Genomic DNA, 26046 nt, shown 5'->3' with positions numbered 1-26046 from the left:
TCATCATGATATAAAGAACAACCGCAAATGAATAACAATCACTGGATAATCATTTTGCTCTCAACTAAAGTGGGGAGCAAAATCTGAACGTGATCTGCATCATGTTTATCCCGCTCAGATACGTACGCCTGTTGGAGAAAAGAATGTCATCGCTGAGTAAAGAAGCTGAGCTGGTTCATGAAGCACTGCTGGCCCGTGGGCTTGAAACCCCACTGCGCAAACAAGAATTAGATGCCGAAACGCGCAAAACTCGGATTCAGGAACATATGACGCAAGTCATGCAATTATTGAATCTTGATTTATCTGACGATAGTCTGGCTGATACGCCGAGACGTATTGCCAAGATGTATGTTGATGAGATTTTCTCCGGACTGGATTACGAAAATTTCCCCAAAATTACCCTGATCGAAAATAAAATGAAGGTCGATGAAATGGTAACGGTGCGGGATATCACCCTGACCAGCACCTGCGAACATCATTTTGTGACCATCGATGGTAAAGCGACCGTGGCTTATATTCCGAAAGATAGCGTGATTGGTTTATCCAAAATCAACCGTATCGTGCAATTTTTTGCCCAGCGTCCACAAGTCCAAGAGCGACTGACTCAGCAAATTTTGCTGGCGTTGCAGACCTTATTGGGGACTAATAATGTCGCAGTTTCCATTGATGCAGTACATTATTGCGTGAAAGCGCGTGGTATTCGTGATGCCACCAGTGCAACCACCACCACATCATTAGGCGGATTATTCAAATCCAGCCAGAATACCCGCCAGGAATTCCTGCGTGCGGTACGCCACAACGGCTAATTAGCCTTTTGCCAGAGCGGGCATCAATGGGTGCCCCAATACAGGATGTCGGGTATGCGTCAACGCATCGCAACGCTAGACAGTGCGCGAGGTCTGGCCATTCTTGGCATTCTTCTGCTTAATATTAGTGCCTTCGGTCTGCCAAAGGCCGCTTACCTTAATCCTGCTTATCTCGGCCTTCCCTCGGTATCTGATGCTTGGACATGGGCCATTCTTGATATCGTGGCACAAGCCAAATTTCTGTCTATTTTCGCCATTTTATTTGGTGCAGGCCTTGAGCTTCTGCTTAAGCGCGGCAAGGGCTGGATACGGGCGCGGCTTTCTCTATTGTTATTGTTGGGATTAATTCACGGTATCTTCTTCTGGGATGGCGATATCCTCTTGGCCTATGGTTTGATTGGCTTAGTGTGCTGGCGAATGATTCGTGATGCTAAAGATGCCACCAGTCTATTGCGCACGGGGGCGGTGATGTATTTGCTGGGGGTCGCAGTATTGCTACTGTTGGGGTTTATTACCGGTGGGGAACCGGGGCGTTTCTGGCAGCCGGGGCCGGCGGACCTGCAATATGAGCAATTCTGGAAGTTACAAGGTGGGATGGAAGCCTGGAAAAATCGTCTGGATCTGTTGTCATCCAATTTGATTGCTATTGGCGCGCAATATGGTTGGGAACTGGCAGGCTCCATGCTATTTGGCGCTGGATTAATGCGTTGCGGCTGGTTACGCGGCCAATTCAGCTTGCGTCACTACCGGCTTCTTGCTGCATGCTTGATACCGCTTTCATTAATTATCCAAATACCCGGTGTGGCGATGCAATGGGCAGTGGGTTGGGACTACCGCTGGACCGGCTTTTTACTACAAGTCCCTCGTGAGCTAGGAGCCCCATTGCAGGCTGTAGGGTATCTGGCTCTGCTATATGGCTTCTGGCCGACATTATCGGCTTGGCGAGTTAGCCACTGGTTAGCACAGGTTGGCCGGATGGCTCTGAGCAACTACTTATTGCAGACACTGTTATGCACACTGCTGTTCTATCACTTCGGTTTATACCAACAACTCGATCGCTTGCAATTATTGGCCGTCGTCCCACTGGTTTGGCTATGTAACATCCTTTTCTCCTTGTTATGGTTGCACTATTTTACTCAAGGGCCAGTTGAATGGCTTTGGCGAAAATTGACCGCTTATGCCTGTGGTCAATCGTTACAACCTCGCAACACTAAGCTTTAAATACGTCCACAAAGTCAAAATGATGAGGCGGTTGCAAATTTGTATGTAAACGTTTTCTTTCTTGTGACGTATTTCACGTGGTAATTTCAACAAACTGGGTAGGATAGGCCACCTGCCATGCTGGGTTGTTGCAACCTATGCATGGTGACTTATTTATAAAATAAGATTCACGGGATAAGGTCATGGCCACTCTGCATTCAGCTGCAAACAATATTACCATTCGCGATGTGGCCTCACGGGCCGGTGTTTCGCTGGCTACGGTATCCAGAGTCCTCAATAATAGTGCCTCTATCCGGCCAGAAACCCGTGCTGCGGTACTGAAAGCGGTATCTGAACTGGGTTACCGCCCGAATGCAAATGCGCAAGCGCTCGCCACTCAGAGCAGTGACACTGTTGGTGTGGTTGTCATGGATGTCTCCGATCCCTTTTTTGGTGCACTGGTGAAAGCGGTAGACACCGTGGCACAACGGCATCAAAAGTATGTGTTGATTGGTAATAGCTACCATCAGGCTGATAAAGAACGTCATGCGATTGAGGTGCTACTGCGTCAGCGCTGTAACGCACTGGTTGTTCATGCTAAGGCATTGAGTGATGGTGAGTTAATCGCTTTTTTGCAGCAGGTTCCCGGTATGGTTCTGATTAATAGGATTATTCCTGGATTTGAACATCGCTGTGTAGGATTAGACAATGTTAGCGGTGCGCACATGGCGTGTCGCTTGTTGCTCAAACAAGGCCATCAGCGCATTGGTTTTCTCGGCTCCAATCACCCCATTGACGATGTTCTTCAGCGCCAGACCGGCTACCTGAATGCGCTTGAGGGGGCCGGTATCACTGGGCCTGATAGTTGGCGCGCCTATGGCACTCCTGATTTAGCGGGAGGGGAGCGGGCAATGATTGACTTACTGGGGCGCAATTTGCAGCTCAGTGCGGTGTTTGCTTACAACGATTCAATGGCGGCAGGCGCACTGGCCGTCTTGAAAGAAAACGGTATCAGCGTCCCTGAGCAGTTTTCGCTGGTGGGCTTCGATGATATCCCCATTGCCCGCTATACCAGCCCCAAACTGACTACAGTGCGTTATCCTATTGTTTCTATGGCAACTTTAGCCACAGAGCTAGCGCTTGAGGGGGCCAGCCATGCACCAGACCCCCATGCCGCTTACTGTTTTAAACCGACCTTGGTGCCTCGGCATTCCGTCGCAATTTGTGGTGTCGCTCACTAGTTAGGTATTTATTCTTGTGTAACCGTTTTCAATCTGTGAGAAAATTCACAGATTCTTAACAACGAGCCGTCTATGCTCTAGTTGTTTTCTACCTGAATGTATCAATATGTCATCGGTTACCGGATAAAAAAATACCAGGTAACGGGTTTTAGAATAGCGATTTACAAACACGAGTTCCGCAAACGACGAGTTTGTAAGTGACATGGTTTTTGACGACTCAGGCAGCTTTTCGGAGTGGAGTGCGCTCAAGGACGATAGATATTCAGTGTCAGCTGCTTTGAACGATGGGTTTTTCTCACGTTAAGGCGATGGTGTTATCACCCTGTACTACCCTACATAAACCCGGAGATATAAATGAATAAGAAGGTTTTCACATTAGCGACTCTGGTTGCCAGCATGATGTTCGGCGCGGCGGCTCAAGCTGATACCCGTATTGGTGTCACTATTTATAAATACGATGACAACTTTATGTCCGTGGTCCGTAAAGCTATCGAGAAAGATGCTAAAGCATCTCCTGACGTTACCTTACTGATGAATGACTCGCAGAATGACCAATCCAAGCAAAACGATCAAATCGACGTGTTGCTGGCTAAAGGCGTAAAAGCACTGGCAATCAACTTGGTTGACCCAGCAGCAGCGCCGGTTGTTATTGATAAAGCGCGCGCAAACGATGTTCCGATTGTTTTCTATAACAAAGAACCTTCACGTAAAGCGCTGGATAGCTATGACAAAGCTTACTATGTAGGGACTGATTCTAAAGAATCCGGTGTGATTCAGGGTGAGTTGATTGCCAAACACTGGAAAGCCAACCCAGCATGGGATCTGAATAAAGACGGCAAAATCCAATTTGTATTGTTGAAAGGCGAACCGGGCCATCCAGATGCTGAAGCACGTACCACCTATGTTATTAAAACTCTGAATGAAAAGGGCATCCCGACACAACAATTGCAGTTAGATACCGCAATGTGGGATACCGCACAGGCTAAAGATAAGATGGATGCTTGGTTATCTGGCCCTAATGCAAACAAGATTGAAGTGGTTATTGCTAACAACGACGCGATGGCAATGGGCGCAGTTGAAGCATTGAAAGCACATAACAAAACCAGTATCCCTGTCTTTGGTGTTGATGCCTTACCAGAAGCTTTAGCTATGGTGAAATCAGGTCAAATGGCCGGTACTGTTCTGAACGATGCGAACAACCAGGCAAAAGCGACCTTCGATCTGGCTAAAAACCTGGCTGCAGGCAAACCTGCTGCTGAAGGCACTACCTGGAAAATCGACAACAAAATCGTACGTATTCCGTATGTAGGTGTTGATAAAGATAACCTGGCTGAATTTACCAAGTAACAGCAAGTATCTGTGAGATATACCCGTCGTCGAACACGAAGGGCAGAGAATTAACTATTAACCTTCTGGCCCCAATATTGGGTTACCAGTGGCGGGGCCGAAGGTTTTTTGCATTAATCCTTATTTTAGAGCGTGCGCTGATCGGCGAGTAGAATATGTATTCAGCAGATTAAGTCGCGGTTCTTAGCCAGGTACAACTATGGCCGATATTAATACAGCAGAACCCCGCGAGTGGTTGCTGGAAATGAGCAATATTAATAAATCATTTCCAGGCGTAAAGGCGTTAGATAACGTAAATCTTAAAGTGCGGCCAAATTCTATCCATGCATTAATGGGAGAAAATGGTGCAGGTAAGTCAACGCTATTAAAATGTCTGTTTGGTATCTATAAAAAAGACTCCGGGAGTATTATCTTTCAGGGGCAAGAAATAGAATTTAAAAGTTCTAAAGAAGCATTAGAACATGGTGTCTCTATGGTGCATCAGGAATTGAACCTAGTATTGCAACGTACTGTAATGGACAACATGTGGTTAGGACGTTATCCAACTAAAGGTCTCTTTGTCGATCAAGATAAGATGTACAAAGACACCAAAGCTATCTTCGATGAATTAGACATTGAGATTGACCCCCGCGATAAAGTTGCCACGTTATCCGTGTCTCAAATGCAAATGATCGAGATTGCCAAAGCATTCTCCTACAATGCCAAAATCGTCATTATGGATGAGCCAACTTCTTCGTTAACCGAGAAAGAAGTTAATCATCTATTTACGATTATTCGCAAATTGAAAGAACGTGGCTGCGGAATTGTTTATATCTCCCACAAGATGGAAGAGATATTTCAGTTGTGCGACGAAATTACTATTTTGCGTGATGGTCAGTGGATTATCACTCAGCCGCTGGCAGGGCTGACGATGGATCAAATCATCTCAATGATGGTAGGCCGCTCGTTGAGTCAGCGCTTCCCTGATCGCCTCAACAAGCCTGGTGAAGTCATTCTGGAAGTAAAAAATCTGACCTCACTGCGTCAACCTTCGATCCGTGATGTGTCCTTTGATTTACATAAAGGCGAGATTTTAGGCATTGCTGGATTGGTGGGAGCCAAACGTACCGACATTGTTGAAACTTTATTTGGTATTCGTGAGAAAGTTACCGGCACTATTAAATTGCATGGTAAGAGTATTAATAACCACAGCGCCAATGAAGCTATCAATCATGGTTTTGCCCTGGTGACGGAAGAGCGCCGTTCGACCGGGATTTATGCTTATCTTGATGTTGGTTTTAATTCCCTGATATCTAATATCCGCAACTATAAAAACAAATTTGGGCTGCTAGATAATACACGTATGAAAAGTGATACCCAATGGGTTATCGATGCAATGCGGGTAAAAACTCCCGGTCACCGAACCAGTATTGGTTCATTATCTGGTGGTAATCAGCAGAAAGTTATTATTGGCCGTTGGCTACTGACTCAGCCAGAAATATTAATGTTGGATGAGCCGACTCGAGGCATTGATGTCGGTGCTAAGTTTGAAATCTATCAGTTAATGACTGAACTAGCGAAGAAAGACAAAGGAATTATTATTATTTCCTCTGAAATGCCCGAGCTATTAGGGATCACTGACAGAATTTTGGTAATGAGTAATGGTCAGGTTGCGGGAATTGTTGAAACCAAACACACCTCGCAGAATGAAATATTACGTCTTGCATCCTTGCATCTCTAATCTAGTCGAAGGTTCTTATTATGAATGCGTTAAATAAGAAAAGCATGCTCACTTACCTTAAAGAGAGCGGGATTTATGTAGTGTTATTCGTATTGTTGGCAATAATTATTGTCAAGGACCCGACATTTTTAAGTCTGATGAACTTAAGTAATATTCTAACCCAATCTTCGGTGCGCATTATTATCGCACTTGGTGTTGCGGGCCTGATTGTTACCCAAGGGACTGACCTGTCCGCTGGTCGTCAGGTGGGGTTAGCGGCAGTAGTGGCCGCCACTATGTTGCAAGCCATGGATAACGTTAATAAAGTTTTCCCTGATTTACATACCGTGCCGATCCCGATTGTTATCTTAACCGTCTGCTTGATTGGTGCGGTTATTGGTCTGGTTAACGGCATTATCATTGCTTACCTGAATGTGACGCCATTTATTACCACATTGGGTACGATGATTATCGTTTACGGGATCAACTCCCTGTATTACGACTTTGTTGGCGCATCACCGATTGCCGGTTTTGACCCCGCCTTCTCGACTTTCGCTCAAGGTTTCTTGCGATTTGGTGATTTCAAACTGTCTTACATTACCTTCTATGCATTGATTGCTATCGGCTTTGTATGGGTACTGTGGAACAAAACTCGCTTTGGTAAGAATATCTTCGCCATTGGTGGTAACCCAGAAGCAGCAAAAGTTTCTGGCGTCAATGTACCACTAAACCTCATCATGATTTATGCCCTGTCCGGTGTGTTCTATGCATTCGGTGGGATGTTAGAAGCGGGCCGTATCGGTAGTGCGACGAATAACCTCGGCTTTATGTATGAGTTAGATGCGATAGCTGCCTGCGTGGTGGGGGGGGTGTCATTCAGCGGTGGTGTGGGTACGGTTATCGGTGTTGTTACCGGGGTAATCATCTTTACCGTTATTAACTACGGGCTGACTTATATCGGTGTTAACCCGTACTGGCAATATATTATCAAGGGCGCGATCATTATCTTTGCAGTAGCACTGGATTCACTGAAATACGCGAAGAAAAAATAATCGGCGGTTGATAGCAGATACTCTGATAGCGGTTAATTGGCTGTCAAAGTATCGATAACAAGAAAAGCCAGTTAGGGATTAACCCGGCTGGCTTTTCTATTATTACTGTCATTATGATTAAAGTCATTTCGTCAAAATTGTCGATATAAACAGCAGTTTTGATTTAATGGGCTGGATTACGTAGATAGATAATCCAGTAGGTCAGCCCCACCAATAGCCCGCCACCAATGATATTACCGATAGTCACCGGAATAAGATTATCGATGATGAAATTGGACATCGTGAGGGAGGCGAATTGGTCGGGGGTGGCATTAATTGCCTGCCAGAATTCAGGTGAAGCAAAATCACGAATCACAATAGCCAATGGGATCAAAAACATATTAGCGATACTGTGCTCAAAGCCGCTGGCAACAAACATGCCGATAGGCAATAACATCACCACGATTTTGTCAGTCAGAGTATGTCCAGAGTAGCTCATCCACACAGCCAGGCAGACCATCAGATTAGCCAGGATACCTAAACATACGGCTTCAATAAAAGTATGATGTAATTTGTGGTCGGCAGTTTGCAACACATTGAGGCCCCATAAACCATTGGCTACGGTGTGCTGACCGGCAAACCAAATCAGGGCGACAAAAAATAGCGCACCAATCAAGTTACCGAAATAGACGTTAATCCAATTGTAGATTAATTGCCGCCAACTGATCTTGCCACTGGCTTTTGCCACCACAATAAGTACCGTAGAGGTGAATAAATCAGCACCACAAATAATAACCAAAATAAGGCCGAGGGAGAAACAGAGCCCACCGACCAGCTTTGCTAGCCCAAATGCCACGCCAGCAGTACCGGTAGTCGCTGTAATGTAGAAGACAAAAGCAATTGAGATAAAAACACCGGCAGTCATGGCTAAATAAAAGGTTGTTGCCGGGTTTTTGGTGGCTTTATATATACCAACTTGCTCTGCAAGTTTTGCCATATCAACCGGAAGTCGTAGATCAAAGGGATTTTCAATACTCATTGATAACTCCTTATTGCTTATTTTAATGTTGAAGGATGTGGTAAGACAAAAATTAAAATAATGACTTTACTAGCGATAATTTCATGCATTTTTCATACCACCCATTCGGCAACATTCTTTATGGTTTATTTCTCTATTCCTTGGGTGATGAGGTATTTATGTCATTCATTGAGGAGGAATATCGCTATGTAATTAGTTATACACCGATGAGTGTTTGATAAGCTGAAACCGAATAGCTGTAACTGTGTGTAACTTAATGTTTTATTTGATTTTGGTATGAATGAGACGTGATTTCACCTGCCAGCAAGAAGACGTAAATTTTGGTAAAATAGTTTGTTAATCCAGATCAAGCTTATTGCTGGTTAATATATATTTGTTCATTTCAATACTTTAAAGTAACTATCATCCATTTTTTGGGCTTAATTACTTTGGGTATATATGGATAGCGCAAAAAAACTACCCCGCCCCACATTGGCTCAAGTTTGGCAAGATACATTGTTCCAAGTATCTAAAAAATTATTATTGCTGCGGGATATAACCGATTTAGTCAATGAACTCAGAAAACTCTCTTTTTCTGTGGTCCGTTTTCAGCGTGTTAATTTATTACTGCTAAACCCGTTGTATAACCAAATGTCACTTTATACTCATGATGAGGTGACAGACAGGGTGGTGGGTTCACAAAATATCTTGTTTGCCGAAGGCCCCGGCGGGGTAGCTTGGCAGCAACAGACGCCTTTGCAAACTGATCCTAACCGTATGCAAAGGGAGTTTTTAGCTGTTTGTGATTTAGCGCCTTATCAGCAATTGCATTCAGGTTGCCATTTTCCCTTAGGTCATGACAATCATTGGTCGGGTTGTGTTGAGTTTATTAAAACCGATGACAGTGAGTTTGATGAACAGGCCGTGACATTTTTGGGATTACTGGCCGAGGTTGTGGCCATTGCAGTTGATAACATTATTGAAATAAACCGCGCATTCTCTGAACGTGAACAGCTACGTTTTGAACGTGATCATTTTCGAATATTAGTGGATGTCACCAACACCGTTATTTCAAAACTGGAACTGGATGTCTTAGCGGTGGAGGTCTCTAAGGAAATACACCGCTTTTTCAATATTGATTACATCAGTCTGGCAATATGCGGCACCCATAGTGACAAAAATAAGCTGAATGTTTTTTCTACCCGTTATCAGACCGGTAAAGCGGTGCAGCATCGGCAGGCATGGGTAGACATGACCGGGACATTAGCTGGTCAGGTATTACAGAGTCGGGAATTATTACTGGCTAATTTGGACGATATTTCACTCTTGGCGCCGGATGACAAACAACTGGCCAATATGTTGGATGACGGCTTACAGGTGGTTTGCCTGTTACCGCTGTTTTTCGGTCATAAGATGTTGGGAATATTAAAACTGGCGCAGTGCCAGAGTGATATTTTCACTGACAGCAATCTTAAATTGTTACGGCAAATCGCTGCCCGCATTGCCATCGCGGTCGATAATGCTCTGGCTTACAACGAAATAACTCGCCTGAAAGATTCATTAGTAAATGAAAATCTCTATCTGACCGATCAAATTATTCATAATGAAGAGTTTGGTGAAATCATCGGGCAAAGTGCGGGGATTAAAGCGGTACTGGAGCAGGTTGAGATGGTGGCTTCCAGTGATTGTACTGTGCTGATTCTTGGTGAAACTGGCACCGGTAAAGAGTTAATTGCCCGTGCCATTCATAATCTAAGTACCCGTAAGAATAAACGCATGGTGAAAATGAACTGTGCGGCCATCCCCTCGGGTTTAATGGAAAGTGACTTATTTGGTCATGAAAAGGGCGCTTATACCGGGGCTTCCTCACAGCGTATTGGTCGGTTTGAAATGGCCGATGGCGGCACGTTATTTCTTGATGAGGTAGGGGATATTCCTCTTGAATTGCAACCCAAACTCCTGCGGGTATTACAAGAGCGAGAAATAGAGCGCTTGGGCGGCAGTAAAATTATTCCGGTTGATGTTCGGCTCATTGCCGCCACTAACCGTGATTTAAAATTGATGATGGTGAATCGGGAATATCGCAGTGACCTCTATTATCGGCTCAATGTGTTTCCGATTGTTATTCCGCCATTGCGTGAGCGCCCTGAAGATATCCCCTTATTGGTAAAATTCTTCACTCAGAAAATAGCCAAACGCATGAATCGCACTATCGATACCATTCCGGGTGAAACTTTGCGATTGCTCAGCCGTTTACCCTGGCCGGGTAATATTCGTGAACTGGAAAATGTGATTGAGCGAGCGGTAATACTCAGCCGTGGAACCACATTGAATTTACAGTTACAAGAACTGGAATATCATTTATCACCACTAGAAGTTGCCAAACCGATACCAGAAAAACCGCTTCATAAACCCCTGCTACCAGAGAGCGAAGAGCCGGAATTTTCAGAATCAGAACGGATGAGAATTATTCGGGTATTACGTGAAACCAACGGCGTGGTTGCAGGCCCGAAAGGGGCGGCAATTAAACTGGGGTTGAAACGCACCACTCTGTTATCGCGCATGCAGCGCCTGGGAATATCAGTAAAAAGTATTGAAGACGAAGACAGCTTGATGTGAAAAGTAATGGAATGCGAGTTAAATAAATATTTCACCTTGGATGCTGTCACCGCTTTGCCAGTCTGGATACACCCAGACTGGCAAAATACAGCCGTTATTCATCTATCAATTGACTTCAGCTTCTCTACGTAACCGCGCCTTCAACTGGCTATACTCCTGTTGCACGTAATTTTCTGCCCAGATCTGATCCGTAATAGGTTCCAGTTTTACGGCACAATATTTGTATTCCGGGGTTTTGGATATCGGGTCTAAATGATCCAGAGTCAATTCATTACAGGCGCCAATCCACCACTGGTAAGTCATATACACCGCACCGACATTGATGCGTTCACTGACTGATACTCGAGTGATAACTTTGCCGCGCCGCGATTCAACCCAAACCAATTGCTGATCTTCCAGATGCATTTTATTGGCATCTTGTGGGCTGATTTGCACATAACCAGGCTCATCGGCCAAGGTCTGTAATGCCGAACAGTTACCGGTCATCGAGCGGCAAGAGTAGTGACCGACTTCGCGAACAGTACAGAGCACCAGTGGATATTCCTCATCTACCTGTTCCATAGGTGCCCGCCATTCACTGGCAAATAACAATCCTTTACCGCCGGGACGGTCGAATTTATTACCAGCATATAACCACGGCGTGCCGGGGCTGTCCTCGGTGGTACAAGGCCAGGGAATATAGCCTAAACCGGCCATTTTCTCGTAGGTTGCGCCATAATACAGCGGGCATAATTCGCGCAGTTCATCCCAAATTTCTTGGGTATTATTATATTTCATCGGATAGCCGAGGGCCGTCGCCATCAGGCTGATAATTTCCCAATCCGGTTTGACATCACCTTGTGGGTCAACCGCTTTCTCAAAGCGCTGGAAACCGCGGTCGGCGGCCGAGTAAACTCCCTCATGCTCGCCCCACGACGTCGCAGGGAAAATCACATCTGCTTCGGCGGCGGTTTTGGTCATAAAGATGTCCTGCACAATCAGCAGTTCCAACTCGCTGAATGCTTCGCGCATCATCGATAAATCCGGTTCAGTTTGCAGTGGGTCTTCGCCCATCACATAGTTGGCTTTGATTTTGCCTTCTTTCACTTTGTGCGGAACATCGGTCAGTGAGTAGCCAATTTTGCCGGACAAAGAAGGCACTCCCCAGGCTTTGGCAAATTTCTCTAGCGTTGCTGGGTCGGTAACGGCTTGATATCCGGGATACATATTCGGCAATGCTCCCATATCGCAGGCACCTTGCACGTTATTTTGCCCACGAACCGGGCCGACACCGACATTGGGCCGCCCGAGGTTGCCGGTCAGTAAGGCCAATCCGGATAATCCCTTAACGACATCGACACCTTGGCCCCATTGAGTCACCCCCATGCCCCACAAAATAGTGGCGGAAGGTGCGGCGGCATAGATGCGCATTGCTTCACGAATGGTTTGTGCTGGCAGGCCGGTAATGCCTTCAACATATTCCGGCGTATATTTGGCGACTATGGCGCGATATTCATCAAACCCTTCGGTATAGCGCGAAACATAATCTTTGTCGTATAACTCTTCGGTGATGAGGACGTTAGCGAAAGCATTAACCAGCGCCATATTCGAGCCATTTTTCATCGGCAACCAAAGATCGGCAATACGCGCGGTTTCGATATGGCGAGGATCGCAAACAATAACTTTAGCGCCTTTCTCTTTTGCCTTGAGAATTCGCCGCGCCACGATAGGGTGGGAGTCGGCGGCATTATAGCCAAACACTAAAATACATTTGGTGTCTTCAATCTCGCAGATGGAGTTGCTCATCGCGCCGTTACCCAGCGTCACTTGCAGGCCCGCCACTGATGGGCCATGACACACTCGAGCGCAGCAATCAATATTGTTGCTGCCGGTGACTGCACGGGCAAATTTTTGCATGACATAGTTAGTTTCATTGCCCGGCCCACGGGAAGAACCAGTGTGCATAATCGCTTCCGGGCCATATTTTTCTTTAATTTCCCTCAGCTTGCTACTGGCGAATTCGATAGCTTCATCCCATGAAACCGCCTCCAGTTTGCCGCCTTTTTGACGACGGATCATCGGCTGTTTTAAGCGCGGTGTCAGCAATTTGGTGTCATTGAGGAAATCCCAGCCATAGTAGCCTTTCAGACACAATTCGCCCTGATTAGTGACGCCATTCGCGCCTTCAGCACCAACAACCTTGCCGTTTTCAACCAGCAAATTTATTTTGCAGCCGGAGCCGCAGTAGGGACAGACAGTGAGTGCCTTGTGCATGTTAATTATCCTTCGTTCCTGGAGCCGCAGCGGGTTAGCTGCTCTCGTCACCCGAATGACTGACCGCGGTCAGTTCTGCGGGATTTGCTCAATTGCTACCTTGCTGCAACGTTATGGATTTATTCGGTGTTGCAGCCGTGTCGACTAGAAACTCATCTCATTGGCTTCATCCAGCGCCGCCCGCATCTGTTTCTTGCGTAGCATGGCCTGCATGGTGTCGCGACCAATCATGTGGAGTGCCTGAGTTGGGCACACGGAAATGCAGGCCGGGCCAGCGGCGCGGCCCTCACATAAATCGCATTTCTGGGCTTCAGCTTTCAGACAAAATCCTTGCGACAGGCCGTTGAACATTACTTCGACCTGTTTGGTCACCACATTCATGGCCCCATATGGGCAGGCAACAACGCAGGTTTTGCAGCCAATGCATTTTTCCTGCAATACCTGAATGCTGTCAGATGCCCGAATGATCGCGCCGTTCGGGCAAACATTGGCGCAAGGTGCATCTTCGCAGTGACGACACATAATGGCGGTACTGACATTGGGCCCTTTGACCACTTTTAGCCGTGGAGCAAAATTAGCTTTGGTCATGGCATCCAGCCTGCCACCGTTATGTGCCAGCACGCAGGCCACCTCACAGGTGCGGCAACCAATGCACTTTTTTGGGTCTGCAATTATGAACCGGTTCATTGCTTAATCTCCTTACCCTTCATCTTTCAAGTTGCAGCGGTGTTGGCTGCATTCGCTCACCCGAATCACTGACTGGAGTCAGCTCACCGGGCTTCACTTATTTGCCGCCTTCCTGCACCTTGAAATCTTTCGGGTATATCTGTCGTCATCTTTCAAGTTGCAGCGGTGTTGGCTGCATTCGGGCTTCACTTATTCACCTACATATTTCATGGTTTATTGCATGGTTTATGCCAAGTTGACGGGAGTCGATGAAAATGAGCTAAAATCATTGTTTTATAATGAGTTATTTGAATTTTATTAGAATGGAAATAAAGGGGGTAACTGTCGGTGGATGTGACGTCGGCAAATTTGACGACGCCACACCGTCACTCAATTAAAGATGATGAAAACCGCCGTCACCTTGCCAGTGAGGCAGTTGCTGATACAAGGTTTCCACCGCCTGCTTGACGACATCGGTCATGGGAAAATAGAACGCCACCAATGTGGGTTGGATCCCCACGAATAGCACCTCGTGGATATCTTCCTTTAGTTGATCGATCAGAAAATTGAGCGGCAAATTATGGGTGCTCATGATGAACATCTCAGCAATCCGCTCTGGGTCAATAATACGAATTTCCCCTGGGGGCAGCTCCATATCGGCAGCATCGACAATAATCAGCCGTGTCGGCTGTAAAGCGCGAATACGATGGACGACATTCTCGGGGGCTGAGCCGCCATCAATTACTTGCCAATCGGCTAATGGTTGCTGGGTCATGCGCTCGGCCAATAGCGGGCCAGCGCCGTCATCGCCCATCATGCTGTTACCGACCGTTAATACCAGGTTAGTGGTTGCGCCTGAATTGAGCGCTCTGTTGTGTATAGTCATGGGCGACGTTTCACCATGAGATAGATTGCCGGTTCCTGCTCAATATCGTACAGGGTTTGCAGCAGTTGTTGGCTCCATGGCTGGTGCAACGAGGCGGGGTCTTGTGCCAGTGGTGCAAAAGCCTGAGCCAGTAATTGGGTATGAGTGCTGTCGATGGTGATTTCACCAAATTTCAGCAAGCCAGCCATTTTGCGGCGTGCTTCCCCTTCAGGTAGCTGACCGAACCACTGTTGATACTCTGCCAGCGGGCACTCCATAATGGCTTTCAGGCAATCGATGACGCCGACATGGTGACCGATAGCCAATGAGTAATACATCACTTGCTGCGCCTGCTCGGGCATATCATCATCACTGTCGAGGAACTTCTGGTTCAGGGCATAAAAAATAACTTTAGCGGACATTAATATGCCCTCCCGCCAGTTGCGTCAGTGTGATTTGTTGCAGGCTGGCAAATATCTCACTTAGCCGTGGGTCATCTTGCTTATTAAGGTAAATCTTGCAGCGCAGCTCTAGCTCCGCCAAGGGCTGATTGACCAGCAGTGACAAGAAGCTGTCGGTGATTTCTCGCCCCTGACGATACCCCGCCATCCGCCGAGCCTCGCGCTCTAATAACACCCGCAGGCTGAGCGGCGCATCAGGGTGAATCAATGCCGCGCGTTCAGCGTCAGCCTCCTGATGATCCTCACCTTTTAGTTTTTGCTCCAACAAGCCAAGTGCGACAGCAAAGCCATAAATAGTGGCAGCGGGAGTGGGCGGGCAGCCGGGAATATAAACATCAATGGGCACAATGGTGTCACTGCCACCCCAGACACAGTAGAGGTCGTGGAAGATACCGCCACCGCAGCCACAAGCGCCATAAGAGACACAAATTTTGGGGTCCGGTGCCGATTCATAGGCCCGCAGCGCCGGGGTGCGCATAGCGCGAGTCACGGCACCGGTGAACAGCAGAATATCGGCGTGACGCGGTGAAGCCACGACCTTGATACCAAACCGTTCGGTGTCGAACAGCGGGGTAATAGCAGCGAAAATCTCGATTTCACAGCCGTTGCAGCCACCACAGTCCACGCGATAAACATAGGCTGAGCGCTTAATATCCTTCAGCAGTTTGCCTTTTAACTGTGCCACCGCAGGATCAAGGGCGACCGGTTGGCTGACATGGTGGCCCCAGGCCGGTTTTAATGAATGTGGCTGACTCATAGGTTGCTCTCCCCATCCCGACGTGTCTGGTTATTCACAGACATGTTATTCTTAGGCAAGATATTATTTTTAAACAGAATATTGTTTTTAAGCAGAATGTTGTCATTGCCGACAATGTTCTGCTTACGTTTACACTCAGGGCAGGTTTCAAAATGGGGCCGCTGCTGTTCAATATCCTCAGCACTCATCCCGGAGTGAATCAGCAGTGCCATGACGTAATCCACCTCTTTCTTGGGCGCAAAGGGCTTTTGGCACTGTCGGCAATGGACGAGGGTAAAGCTGGCGCGCTGATATAAATCGGCTTTATTGAATACCGCCAATTCAAACTCTTGCGACAACACAATGGCGCGTGTCGGGCAGACTTCCTCACAGCGGCCACAAAAAATGCAGCGCCCGAGGAATAACTGCCATTGGCGAGTGCCACTGGCGAGGTCGGTTTCCATGGTCAGTGCATTGGCGGGGCACGCCATCGTGCAGGCGCCGCAGGCAATGCACTGCTCGGCATCATATTGGGGTTTGCCGCGAAATCCTGAGCTAACCTCGAGCGGCTTGAACGGGTATTTCACCGTGGTATCGCCGACTTTCAGGATGGTTTTAAACAGTTTGAACATTTTTCATCCCTCTATTTAAGCGGCGAATGGGTGCGCTCAATGCCATAACGCTCGATCTCTTTGTAGGGCACGGTGACGGATTTTTGCTTGCGCACATCCACTAAAGTCACGCGGTCAGTACAGGAGTAGCAGGGATCGAGGCTACCGATAATCAATGGCGCGTCGGAAACGGTATTGCCGCGCAGCATATAGCGCAGCACCGGCCAATTGGCGTAAGTGGCTGCCCGGCAGCGCCAACGGAACAGTTTTTGATTGTCACCGGTCATGCTCCAGTGGACATCTTCGCCGCGCGGCGCTTCAGAGAATCCGAGGGCAAACTTGTAGGGCTGATAGTGGACTTTTTCTTCCAGCAGCGGCCCGCCGGGCATGTGGTTCAGACCATATTCAATCATGACTAATGAGTCGAAGAATTCACGTACTCGCACCAGCAGGCGCGAGTGCACGTCACAGCCATCAAGACTAAATAGCTCTTTAGGGACATTGGCATAGTTGGCATAAGGGTGGTCGTGGCGCATATCGCGGGCATAACCACTGGCGCGGATCATGGGGCCGACCGGGCTGAAATCGCGAGCCACTTTGCGGTCCAGCAGGCCAACACCGACAGTGCGTTGCTCAATATTGGCGGTGCTCATCAGCATGTCCACCAGCTCGCTGATATCCGCGCGCATCTCAGCCACCAATTGCAGTGTTTTCAGGCGATCAGCTTTCAGGATATCGCGGCGTACTCCGCCAATCAGATTAAGGCCATAGGTTTTACGCGCGCCGGTGAGCATCTCGGCAATGGTCATGGCTTTTTCGCGCACTCGGAAGAACTGCATAAACCCAGTATCAAAACCGACAAAGTGGCAGGACAAACCGATATTGAGCAGGTGGCTGTGCAGCCGCTCCACTTCGAGCAAAATGGTGCGGATCATCTGCGCCCGTGGCGGCACGATAATACCTAACGCATTTTCAATTGATGAGGTGTAGGCCACACTGTGGGTGAAACCACAAATGCCGCAAATACGATCCGAAAGGAAAGTGACGTCGTTATAGCCCATGCGAGTTTCCGCCAGTTTCTCCATGCCGCGATGGACGTAAAACAGGCGGTAATCGGCATCGATAATATCTTCGCCATCGACAAACAAGCGGAAGTGGCCCGGTTCATCGGAAGTAATATGCATGGGACCGATAGGCACCACCCGGCTGCTGCTACCCGCTTCATTTTCAAACTGATAAGTTTCAGTCTCGCTGGTGGGGGTTGGGCGTTGACGATAATCCATCGTGTCTTTGCGCAGTGGATAGAGATCATCCGGCCAATCGTCAGGTAGGACTAAACGGCGCTCATCCGGCAGGCCAACAGGCTGTAGACCATACATATCACGCACTTCGCGCTCGCCCCAAACCGCGGCCGGGACTCTGGGGGTGACCGATGGGAATTCAGGCCGTTCCGGGCTGATGAGGGCTTTGACTATCACCCAACATTTGTCGCCATAGTGTTTGCCGGTATCAATGCCGTATTGTTCACGGCCTTCCATCGACAGCACATAGTAAATAGCAAAATAGCCATTCAAACTGCGCTCGTCATTGCCGAACAGTACCGATAGCCAGCCACCTTGCTGATAATAAAGGTGCTCAACCACATCGGGCAGGCTATTTAACTTGATGGTAATGGTCAGTTGATTATCTGTTTGCCACTCTTCATCAAGGATTGCCGCTGGAAACTGCTCGCGCAGGCGGGCCACATAGGCAGCCCCCAATTTTTCACCGCTGTGTGGCGTCCCTGATACTGGCTGACCGGAAACTGGAATAGCTGAAATAGGCGTTTCGTGAGTCACGTTACATCTCCTGACGAGTCGGGGTGAATGGCAGAGTGGGATGCGTTTCTGCGGCGGAAGTAATAGGTTGAGCCGGGGATATATCTGGTATGAATGACAAATGCTCCCACGGCAAAATAAAGGGCTGATGAATGGCGTCGCTGCTGTTGTCATTGAGCACAATCTGTGCCGCGTCAGTCAATAAACGGGTCACCGGTGAGGGAATATGGACCCCAAGCAGCAGCATCAGCAGTAATAAAATAGCCATGGGGGCGGTGGTGAGAATACCCAGTTCACCTTTGCTGACTGCCGCCGGGGGGGTACCCAGCACAGTGCTGGCTATCATGCGCACCAAACCTGCCAGCACCAGTGTCAGCAGTAACAGCAACACAATGACCAGTGTGATATGCCCGGCTTTAATCGCGGCGGCAACCACCATAAACTCACTAATGAACACGTTAAAAGGCGGCATCCCAGCCAGCGCTAGCGCACCACCAGCCAACATTACCGCCGTGAGTGGCGCAACGCGGATAATGCCTTTAATCGCCCCCATATCCCGGGTACCATATTTCAACAGCACGTTACCAGAGCCGCAGAATAGTAAGGTTTTTGCCAGGCTGTGATTCATGGTATGGAACAGGGCGGCTAACACCCCCAGCGGCCCGCCAATACCGAGTGCCACGGCAATTAAACCCATGTTTTCCACACTGGAGTAGGCTAGCAAGCGCTTCATATCGCGCTGCGCCAGAATAAAGAATGCGGAGACGGCAACTGACATCATGCCAAATACCAGTAACAGCATTTGCGGGAAATGCGGCCCGATAGCAGCACTGATAATGATGTAATAGCGGATAATCACCAGCAGTGCACAATTAAGTAATACCGCGGATAGCAGAGCACTGGTGGGGCTTGGCGCTTCGCTGTGGGCATCCGGCAACCAAGAGTGCATCGGGAACAAACCGGTTTTGGTGCCAAAGCCAATCAGAATAAAGACAAAGGCCAGATGCATCAGACTAGGGTCCAGCTCTTTGGCGTGTTCAGCCACTACCGTCCAGAAAATGGCGCTACCCGGATCAGCCAGCACATTGGCGGCATTGGCATACACCAGCACCGTGCCGTATAGCCCGAATGCCACCCCGACAGTACAAATAATAATGTACTTCCAGGCTGCTTCCAGTGACGAGCGCTGACCATATAAACCGACCAAAAAGGCGGAACTGAGGGTGGTGGCCTCGATGCCGACCCACATCAAAATCAGGTTATTACTGGTGACGACCAGCAGCATGGTGAACAGAAATAGATGGAAAAATCCATAATAGTTACACAGCGTGCTAACGGTTATTTCGCCATTATTTACTTCATGGCGCATATAGCCGAGGGAGTAGAGGCCGGTGATAAAGCCGATAACCCCCAGAATGGCGAGGAACAGGGCGCTGAGGCTGTCGATATGCAGCCAGTTATGGGCGACCAGAATCTCCCCGCCCAGTGCGACCCGACAGACCACCGTCATCGCCACCACCAGCAGCAAAGTGATACCGGTAAAATGCACCCAAGTGGTCGCCATTCGTGCCGCGCCCCCCAAGAAGCGGCAAGCAAATGCCAACAGCGAGGCTATCAGAGGTATCGCCAGCAGTAACAACAGCAGGTCAGTATTACTCATTTCATTACCCCTTTAGCGCCGTCAGTTGTTTAACATCCAGCGTGTGCAATGTGCGGTAAATCTTGCGCGCCATTAGCGTCATCACCACCACGGCGAAAATGGCATCGGTAGCAATGCCAATCTCCACCAACTCTGGCGCGCGGAAGGCCAGCAGCGCCAACATCAAGTGAGCACCATTTTCCATCAGGCAGTAGCCGAAAATATTTTTTAGAATATTGCGCTGGGTGACGATACACAGCAGGCCAATCAGGAAATGCCCCAGCGAGACAGCGAGCGCGGGTTTCAGCGCGCTAACCATCGGTAACTGCACCGGTTCCACCACGAAGTAGCTCAGCAAGATAATGATGGCGGCGATAAAGATTAGCGTGGCCGTGCCAATAACACCGCCGTTGGCTTTGGGGTCTTCCATCTGACGAAAAGCGCGATACATAATCCAGGGTACCAGCACCACCTTAGTGATAAAGGCGGTCAGCGACCACAGATACAGTTCATGAGCATGCAATGTTTCCGCCAATACCAGAAAAATCAGCACCAATACCAGTGATTGCAAGGCGTAAAACAGCGCCGAGGTGGCGGGCTTCTTGACGATGATTACCAGCAGCGAGGTAATAATTAGCAGCCCTGCCAGATTGTTAATGAGTAATGTCCCGGTCATTTTTGACTCCCTTATCCAAGCCAGGCGACGGCAATAAAGCTTGAGCACACTGACATAATCACCAGAATGACCAGCACCCCCTGCATTGCCAATGGCAGTGGTTTGGCACTGGCAACCTCTTCTGATGGCTTGCCGGGCACGGTTTTCCCGAACCAGTACAGGAACCAACCGAAACTGGCCACCGACTCAATCAGTGCCAGCACCAGCAGCGGTATCAGCAGCCAATGCTCATGAGAAAGTGAGAAGCCCGCGGCGAAAATAGGGAATTTGCTAAAGAAGCCGTTGAAGGGTGGCACCCCGGTAATGGCCAGTGCGGCGACGCAGAACCCCACCCCCAAGAGCGGCATTTTCCCCATGATGCCTCTGAGTTTTGGCAGCATGCGGGTACCGCAGCTGTAACTCAGGGCACCTGCGACCAGGAAGAACAGGCTCTTGGCGAAGGCATGGTTGAAGATGTAGGCAATGCCGCCATCAAAGGCCAATTTCGAACCATAGATAGCTAAAGAGAGTGCAAAGAAAATGTAGGACAACTGGGTGATGGTGGAGTAGGCCAGCAGCCGCTTCATATCTTTTTGCGGCAGATACATAAAGAAGCCATAAATCAGAGTGATAACTGCCATCACCATACCCACAGTACCAATAATCTGTGGCACGTCACCGGCAGAGTAAATGGCGCGGGCAAAGATATAGACGCCGACCTTAACCATCGACGCGGCGTGCAGATATGAACTGACCGGTGTGGGTGCCTCCATCGCGTCCGGCAACCAAATATGCAGCGGCAACTGGGCCGATTTCCCCCAGGCCGCAAACAGGATGCCGCCAAACACGATAATTTTGGTGGTGTGGTCCAGCTGCGCCAGTGCGGTCAGGGCAAAGGTGCCGGTATTCACCAGCAGCACCGCCGCGGCTAAATACAGACCGATGGCAGCTACATGGGTGACCAGCAAGGCTTTGAGTGCTGAACGTAGTGACTTTTGGCTCTGGTAGTAACCAATCAATCCCCACGAGCAGCCGCCAGTGATTTCGAAGAAGAATAACTGACCCAGCAGAGTGGATGACAATACCAGCCCGGCCATTGCGCCGATGAATACCAGTAACAATGCATAGTAGCGGTTAGTGCCTTCATGCGGATGCTCGCGGTTCTCCAGTGTCAGATAGCCGGTGGAGTAAAGGCTAACCAGCAAGCCGAGGAAGACCACGGCGAAAGCAATCAAGGTACTGATCCGGTCGATGGTGATCCCGAATAGCGCCATATCACCGTAATGAATCAGATCAACCGTGACGTCAACCTTTCCGCCGGTGAGATAGACATAAGCCAGTAGCACAGTCCCCAAGGTTGCCAGCAGCGCAAAGAAGGTGCAGGACCACTTCGCCATACGCTGCGGTAAACAGGCCGTCAGGATGGCACCCGCAAACGGGAGCAAAATGGTGGCAAAGGCAGTGTTTACAAGGACTGTATTCATAAGAGCCAGGTTCTCCATGATGGGGTTATTAGCTCCTTAAAGACCAGTGAGATAGAAAACCAGAGCAAGGGCGGCGACGCCAAACCCCAGCCAGGTAACACGAGAGGTCAACAGGAAACGCCCGCGGGCGATGCTGTTTTCCACCAAGGAGGCGAGGACATATATCACCACCAATTTGATAACGCCGGCCAATAGCGCCCAGAGCAGGCCCGGCCCACTAAGCACCGCCAGTTTGCCGAAGGGAATAAACACGCCAAGGAACAGTTGCGCCACCACCACTTGCTTGAGGCTGATGCCCCATTTGACCAGCCCCAATGAAGCACCGGAATATTCAGTCAGTGGCCCTTCTTGCAGCTCTTGCTCCGCCTCGGCGACATCGAATGGGATTTTGCCCATTTCGATAAAGACCGCGAAACCACAAGCCAGTAGCGCCAAAGCGGTAGCCGTCGGTGACTGCCAATGTCCTTGGGACAGTGCGGTACTGATGGTGCCGATATTGGTGGAACCAGCAATCAGTCCAACCACCAGCAGTGACAGAATTAATATGGGCTCGACCAACACGCCCAGTGTCAACTCGCGGCTGGCGCCAATCCCGGCGAAAATACTGCCGCTATCCAGACCCGCCAGTGAGAAGAAGAAGCGAAACAGCGCAAACAGATAGAGTAGGGTAATCAAGTCACCCGCCACGCCAAAGGGCGATGCCAGTGTGAAAATTGGCAGCGCCATAGCAATCAACAACATGCTGCCCAGCAACACATAGGGCATCAGGCGGAAGATAATCCCGGCATTGGCGGGGGCCACATCTTGCCGCTTTAGCAGTTTGGCTAAGTCACGATACTCTTGCAGAATGCCCGGCCCACGGCGGGAGTGCATTCTGGCTTTCACCATGCGCGAAATCCCCGACATCAGCGGTGCTAGCGCCAGCATGATCAGCGCCTGCCCGATGGCGAAAGCAATCATAGAGACCGCAGGCATATCAGTAGTTGGCATTGCTTGTCTCCTTAAATAGCCGCGACAATCAGCAGGATCACCAAGGCGGCAACCACATACAGACAGTAGAGGCGGAAATCACCCTGTTGCAGCCATTGAATACGCTGGCTGAGCCATTGGATCAGGCGGATAAGCGGGGCCACCACTTTGTCGTCCCATACCGGTTCCACCCGGCCTGCACCACTCACCGAACTTTCCAGTGCGCGCTGCATCATCGGGGCGGGGTCCAGTGTTTTACGGATGCGATAGAGCGGGGCAAACATCGCCCGCAGTGGTTGTGTAAAGCCGCCAGCTGACACGGTCATGGCCTGCTCATAGGCATAACCGCAAGCCCAGGGATCACCACCATGGCGAAATGCCAGCCGGCTGCCTCGATAGAGGCTGGCGATCAGTAAAATCACCAGTGGCAAGATGAGTAAGCCGCAGAATATATAGAGGGTGGACAGCATGGCTTGGGAGCTGTGCTGCGGGAACAAGACGGCCCCTTGCGCCACCTGCAAGGCGGGCACCGGCTGAGTGGTTATCAGGCTGGAGGCGATACGGGCAATAACTGGAGCAACATGAGTCGCACCTATCCCCAGCACCAGACAGAGCAATGCCAGCAACAGCATGGCAAGGGTCATTGGCCAAGGAACTTCCCGCGCCAGCGCGGCTTTCTCTGTGCGCGGCAGGCCGCAGAAACTGATGCCGTAAACCTTCACAAAGCACATAGCCGCCAGCGCACCGGTGATAGCCAGCATCACGATAGCAATGGGCCCGGCCAGACGAATAATAAAGCCGCCATCTTTGGTCATGGTAAACAGTGATTGATAGGTAAACCATTCACTGACAAAACCATTGAACGGCGGCAGTGCAGAAATCGCCATGCACCCCACCAGAAATGCCAGTGCGGTATAGGGCATCATTCTGGCCAACCCGCCCATCTTTTCCATGTCTTTAGTATGCAGACGGTAAATGACGGCCCCGGCCCCTAAGAACAGCAGCCCTTTAAATACCGCATGGTTAAGCAGATGGTAGAGCGCGCCAAGCAACCCAAGGGCCGCTAATACCGGCTGGTGGCTGGCAATGCCTATCATGCCGACACCGACGCCCATCAGGATAATACCGATATTCTCCACAGTGTGATAAGCCAGCAGCCGTTTGATATCGTGCTCTGCCAGCGCATATAGCACGCCCAGCACCGACGACACCGCGCCAAAGCCCAACACCACCACGCCCCACCACAATTGGCTGGCTCCAAGTAAATCAATGCCCACTTTGATAATGCCGAAAATACCAATTTTGACCATGACGCCGGACATCAAGGCCGAAGCATGAGACGGGGCCGCAGGGTGCGCGCGCGGTAGCCAGCCGTGAAGCGGTAGCATCCCGGCTTTGGCCCCGAAACCAAAGAAAGCCAGCAAAAAGATAACCGAGGCCATGACCGGCTGTGGATGAGTCTGGCGGAAAGCTGCAAACTCCAGACTGCCGCTTTGGCGATACAGCAGGAAGAAAGCAATCATAATCAGCACGGAACCGGCGTGGGCAATCAGGAAGTAAAGCAGGCCAGCACTGATGGCATCGTCGTCCTGATCGGAAATCACCAGGAAGTAAGAGGCCAGCGACATCATTTCGAAGAAAATAATAAAGTAGAACGCGTTATCCACCACCACCAGTGCCACCATTGAGGCGATGAATAGGTTCATAAAGACACCCATTGCCCAAGCCCCGCGACCTTTGTATTCCTGCACATAAGCCAGTGAATACAGAGCGGTTATGATGACCAAGAGTGAGATAACCATCAGCATAAATGCCGCTAATGGGTCAAGCCGTAAGCTGAATGCGGCGAAGGGAAATGGCCCGGCAGTGACAAAAGTTATCGTGTCGCCCCCGAGCAGTGTCGGTGCGGCAGCGAATAGGCCAACAACCCCACCCAGCAGCGAAGACAGCCCAGCGGCATAGATTGCCAGAGTTTCGCGCCGAGCCAGTAGCAAGGAGAGCAGTGCGCCAGCCAGATAGAGCAGTAAGGCGAGCCACAATAGCTCAAGGGAATTCATCATCTTTTCTGCTCCTCGTGAGAGAGGGAGGACGAAGTGTCCGCGACTATAAAGGGCAGCTCGTTGGCAAATCCGCTGGCGGCGGCCAGACGTTTAGCTTGATTGGCTTGTTCAATGCTGTGCTCATCAACCAGCATCAAGGCATTAGTCGGACAGACCCGCACACACTCCGGCCCCTGTGGCTGGAAACTGCATAAATCACACTTCACCGCGACACTGCGCACTCCCGCATTCCAGGCAAGGAACGGATTCATATTGGCCGGACTGAAGGGAACATCGGACAGTTCAGTCATCGGGATATATTCAGGGAAGGCATCCGGCACCGCTAATGGCTTGCTACCCGCAGGGGTAATTGCGCCAAACGGGCAAGCAAGACCACAGAGTTTGCAACCGATGCAGGTGGTCTCATCCAATTCGACCGCGTTATTGGTCAGGGTGATTGCATTGACTGGGCACACCCGTGCACACCATGCATCTTCGCAGTGGCGGCAAAGAATGGGGGCCGTCACTCTGCTGTTACGCATAACGCTCAATCTGGGATGCTCTTGTAAACCTTTGGCTTTATGCACTTGGCTGCAAGCAGCCATGCAGGTATTGCATCCAATACAAAGCCTCGGCTCCGCAATCACAAAGCGGTTCATAGCCATACCCTCCGGGACAAAAATCTGGTGACAGTCAGGCAGATAGAAATCATTTCCCAGCTCTAAAGCATATTCTGTGCCAGTACCGCAGCTAGCAAGGCGAAAGAGTGGTGAAGGCCCGTCGGCTGTGCATTAGGAGGCAAGTGGATAAGGCGGCGAGATTTAAATGGCAGTAAAAACAGTGTGATTGCCGTGGCTCAGTGTCGACATTAGTGACGAAATCCCAGGGTT

21 protein-coding genes are annotated in these 26046 nt (G+C 49.6%); 7 read left to right on the top strand and 14 right to left on the bottom strand.

Annotated features, from left to right (window positions below; genetic code table 11):
* The first annotated feature begins 143 nt into the window (after positions 1-143).
* The 6 genes from folE to mglC all read left to right on the top strand — a co-directional run bounded on the left by folE (position 144) and on the right by mglC (position 7345).
* Positions 144-806 carry a GTP cyclohydrolase I FolE gene (folE, locus tag N0H69_RS17600; protein WP_004709152.1) on the top strand — a complete coding sequence of 221 codons (663 nt, stop codon included), beginning with the start codon at positions 144-146 and terminating at the stop codon, positions 804-806.
* A 54-nt stretch (positions 807-860) separates the two neighbouring features.
* On the top strand, positions 861-2027 hold the full coding sequence (gene yeiB / locus N0H69_RS17595; RefSeq protein WP_050107560.1) for a DUF418 domain-containing protein YeiB: 1167 nt from the start codon (positions 861-863) through the stop codon (positions 2025-2027).
* 182 nt (positions 2028-2209) lie between these two features.
* Entirely contained in the window at positions 2210-3247 is a 1038-nt protein-coding gene (galS, locus tag N0H69_RS17590) for an HTH-type transcriptional regulator GalS (RefSeq protein WP_050136045.1), read from the top strand.
* A 354-nt stretch (positions 3248-3601) separates the two neighbouring features.
* Positions 3602-4594 (top strand): galactose/glucose ABC transporter substrate-binding protein MglB, encoded by a 993-nt coding sequence (gene mglB, locus N0H69_RS17585; RefSeq protein WP_050107555.1) that lies wholly within the window; start codon positions 3602-3604, stop codon positions 4592-4594.
* 199 nt (positions 4595-4793) lie between these two features.
* Positions 4794-6314 (top strand): galactose/methyl galactoside ABC transporter ATP-binding protein MglA, encoded by a 1521-nt coding sequence (mglA, locus tag N0H69_RS17580; protein WP_050107553.1) that lies wholly within the window; start codon positions 4794-4796, stop codon positions 6312-6314.
* A 20-nt stretch (positions 6315-6334) separates the two neighbouring features.
* A complete protein-coding gene (mglC, locus tag N0H69_RS17575; RefSeq protein WP_050107551.1) occupies positions 6335-7345 on the top strand; it encodes a galactose/methyl galactoside ABC transporter permease MglC in 1011 nt (336 codons plus the stop codon).
* A gap of 163 nt (positions 7346-7508) precedes the next feature.
* Here mglC and focA read toward each other — a convergent pair whose 3' ends face one another.
* The gene (gene focA, locus N0H69_RS17570) at positions 7509-8363 is read right to left on the bottom strand and encodes a formate transporter FocA (RefSeq protein ID WP_050151644.1); all 855 of its coding nucleotides are present in this window, start codon (positions 8361-8363) and stop codon (positions 7509-7511) included.
* 438 nt (positions 8364-8801) lie between these two features.
* Between focA and flhA the strand changes: the two genes are divergently transcribed.
* Positions 8802-10961 carry a formate hydrogenlyase transcriptional activator FlhA gene (flhA, locus tag N0H69_RS17565; RefSeq protein ID WP_050145103.1) on the top strand — a complete coding sequence of 720 codons (2160 nt, stop codon included), beginning with the start codon at positions 8802-8804 and terminating at the stop codon, positions 10959-10961.
* A gap of 105 nt (positions 10962-11066) precedes the next feature.
* Here the strand turns inward: flhA and fdhF are convergent, their stop codons facing one another.
* From fdhF to N0H69_RS17500, 13 genes are all read right to left on the bottom strand, one after another.
* On the bottom strand, positions 11067-13214 hold the full coding sequence (fdhF, locus tag N0H69_RS17560; RefSeq protein ID WP_050151645.1) for a formate dehydrogenase subunit alpha: 2148 nt from the start codon (positions 13212-13214) through the stop codon (positions 11067-11069).
* A gap of 144 nt (positions 13215-13358) precedes the next feature.
* Positions 13359-13901 (bottom strand): 4Fe-4S binding protein, encoded by a 543-nt coding sequence (locus tag N0H69_RS17555; RefSeq protein ID WP_050151646.1) that lies wholly within the window; start codon positions 13899-13901, stop codon positions 13359-13361.
* A gap of 373 nt (positions 13902-14274) precedes the next feature.
* Positions 14275-14697, bottom strand: a complete 423-nt coding sequence (hycI, locus tag N0H69_RS17550) for a hydrogenase maturation peptidase HycI (RefSeq protein WP_172665447.1) — start codon at positions 14695-14697, stop codon at positions 14275-14277.
* Between the two features lie 65 nt (positions 14698-14762).
* Entirely contained in the window at positions 14763-15167 is a 405-nt protein-coding gene (locus N0H69_RS17545; RefSeq protein WP_050107539.1) for a formate hydrogenlyase maturation HycH family protein, read from the bottom strand.
* The gene (locus N0H69_RS17540; protein WP_050107538.1) at positions 15157-15963 is read right to left on the bottom strand and encodes an NADH-quinone oxidoreductase subunit B family protein; all 807 of its coding nucleotides are present in this window, start codon (positions 15961-15963) and stop codon (positions 15157-15159) included. The genes N0H69_RS17545 and N0H69_RS17540 overlap by 11 nt, the downstream gene beginning before the upstream one ends.
* Positions 15960-16574: a hydrogenase 4 subunit H gene (gene hyfH / locus N0H69_RS17535; protein WP_050151647.1), complete on the bottom strand. Its 615-nt coding sequence runs from the start codon at positions 16572-16574 to the stop codon at positions 15960-15962. The genes N0H69_RS17540 and hyfH overlap by 4 nt, the downstream gene beginning before the upstream one ends.
* A gap of 11 nt (positions 16575-16585) precedes the next feature.
* Entirely contained in the window at positions 16586-18391 is a 1806-nt protein-coding gene (locus tag N0H69_RS17530) for a hydrogenase large subunit (protein ID WP_072077582.1), read from the bottom strand.
* 1 nt (position 18392) lies between these two features.
* Positions 18393-20030: a hydrogenase 4 subunit F gene (locus N0H69_RS17525; RefSeq protein ID WP_050136062.1), complete on the bottom strand. Its 1638-nt coding sequence runs from the start codon at positions 20028-20030 to the stop codon at positions 18393-18395.
* A 4-nt stretch (positions 20031-20034) separates the two neighbouring features.
* Positions 20035-20685 carry a hydrogenase 4 membrane subunit gene (gene hyfE, locus N0H69_RS17520; RefSeq protein WP_050107532.1) on the bottom strand — a complete coding sequence of 217 codons (651 nt, stop codon included), beginning with the start codon at positions 20683-20685 and terminating at the stop codon, positions 20035-20037.
* Between the two features lie 11 nt (positions 20686-20696).
* Positions 20697-22166 (bottom strand): hydrogenase 4 subunit D, encoded by a 1470-nt coding sequence (locus N0H69_RS17515; RefSeq protein WP_050151648.1) that lies wholly within the window; start codon positions 22164-22166, stop codon positions 20697-20699.
* An 18-nt stretch (positions 22167-22184) separates the two neighbouring features.
* Positions 22185-23138 carry a respiratory chain complex I subunit 1 family protein gene (locus N0H69_RS17510; RefSeq protein WP_050151649.1) on the bottom strand — a complete coding sequence of 318 codons (954 nt, stop codon included), beginning with the start codon at positions 23136-23138 and terminating at the stop codon, positions 22185-22187.
* Positions 23139-23149: 11 nt separating this feature from the next.
* A complete protein-coding gene (gene hyfB / locus N0H69_RS17505; RefSeq protein WP_072077583.1) occupies positions 23150-25177 on the bottom strand; it encodes a hydrogenase 4 subunit B in 2028 nt (675 codons plus the stop codon).
* Complete coding sequence (locus N0H69_RS17500) at positions 25174-25815, bottom strand: 4Fe-4S dicluster domain-containing protein (RefSeq protein WP_050107526.1); 642 nt, start codon at positions 25813-25815, stop codon at positions 25174-25176. Before N0H69_RS17500 ends, hyfB begins: the two co-directional genes overlap by 4 nt.
* Positions 25816-26046: the final 231 nt, after the last annotated feature.

Origin of the sequence: Yersinia alsatica, assembly GCF_025133195.1 — a bacterium.
Lineage (GTDB): Bacteria > Pseudomonadota > Gammaproteobacteria > Enterobacterales > Enterobacteriaceae > Yersinia > Yersinia alsatica.
This window is presented reverse-complemented; position numbering and strand designations above follow the sequence as displayed.

What these genes read in the sequence shown, in the direction of transcription:
- folE (WP_004709152.1), top strand. Translation starts at nt 144, where the DNA reads ATGTCATCGCTGAGTAAAGAAGCTGAGCTGGTTCATGAAGCACTGCTG.
- yeiB (WP_050107560.1), top strand. Translation starts at nt 861, where the DNA reads ATGCGTCAACGCATCGCAACGCTAGACAGTGCGCGAGGTCTGGCCATT.
- galS (WP_050136045.1), top strand. Translation starts at nt 2,210, where the DNA reads ATGGCCACTCTGCATTCAGCTGCAAACAATATTACCATTCGCGATGTG.
- mglB (WP_050107555.1), top strand. Translation starts at nt 3,602, where the DNA reads ATGAATAAGAAGGTTTTCACATTAGCGACTCTGGTTGCCAGCATGATG.
- mglA (WP_050107553.1), top strand. Translation starts at nt 4,794, where the DNA reads ATGGCCGATATTAATACAGCAGAACCCCGCGAGTGGTTGCTGGAAATG.
- mglC (WP_050107551.1), top strand. Translation starts at nt 6,335, where the DNA reads ATGAATGCGTTAAATAAGAAAAGCATGCTCACTTACCTTAAAGAGAGC.
- focA (WP_050151644.1), bottom strand. Translation starts at nt 8,363, where the DNA reads ATGAGTATTGAAAATCCCTTTGATCTACGACTTCCGGTTGATATGGCA.
- flhA (WP_050145103.1), top strand. Translation starts at nt 8,802, where the DNA reads ATGGATAGCGCAAAAAAACTACCCCGCCCCACATTGGCTCAAGTTTGG.
- fdhF (WP_050151645.1), bottom strand. Translation starts at nt 13,214, where the DNA reads ATGCACAAGGCACTCACTGTCTGTCCCTACTGCGGCTCCGGCTGCAAA.
- N0H69_RS17555 (WP_050151646.1), bottom strand. Translation starts at nt 13,901, where the DNA reads ATGAACCGGTTCATAATTGCAGACCCAAAAAAGTGCATTGGTTGCCGC.
- hycI (WP_172665447.1), bottom strand. Translation starts at nt 14,697, where the DNA reads ATGATGGGCGATGACGGCGCTGGCCCGCTATTGGCCGAGCGCATGACC.
- N0H69_RS17545 (WP_050107539.1), bottom strand. Translation starts at nt 15,167, where the DNA reads ATGTCCGCTAAAGTTATTTTTTATGCCCTGAACCAGAAGTTCCTCGAC.
- N0H69_RS17540 (WP_050107538.1), bottom strand. Translation starts at nt 15,963, where the DNA reads ATGAGTCAGCCACATTCATTAAAACCGGCCTGGGGCCACCATGTCAGC.
- hyfH (WP_050151647.1), bottom strand. Translation starts at nt 16,574, where the DNA reads ATGTTCAAACTGTTTAAAACCATCCTGAAAGTCGGCGATACCACGGTG.
- N0H69_RS17525 (WP_050136062.1), bottom strand. Translation starts at nt 20,030, where the DNA reads ATGAGTAATACTGACCTGCTGTTGTTACTGCTGGCGATACCTCTGATA.
- hyfE (WP_050107532.1), bottom strand. Translation starts at nt 20,685, where the DNA reads ATGACCGGGACATTACTCATTAACAATCTGGCAGGGCTGCTAATTATT.
- N0H69_RS17515 (WP_050151648.1), bottom strand. Translation starts at nt 22,166, where the DNA reads ATGGAGAACCTGGCTCTTATGAATACAGTCCTTGTAAACACTGCCTTT.
- N0H69_RS17510 (WP_050151649.1), bottom strand. Translation starts at nt 23,138, where the DNA reads ATGCCAACTACTGATATGCCTGCGGTCTCTATGATTGCTTTCGCCATC.
- hyfB (WP_072077583.1), bottom strand. Translation starts at nt 25,177, where the DNA reads ATGATGAATTCCCTTGAGCTATTGTGGCTCGCCTTACTGCTCTATCTG.
- N0H69_RS17500 (WP_050107526.1), bottom strand. Translation starts at nt 25,815, where the DNA reads ATGAACCGCTTTGTGATTGCGGAGCCGAGGCTTTGTATTGGATGCAAT.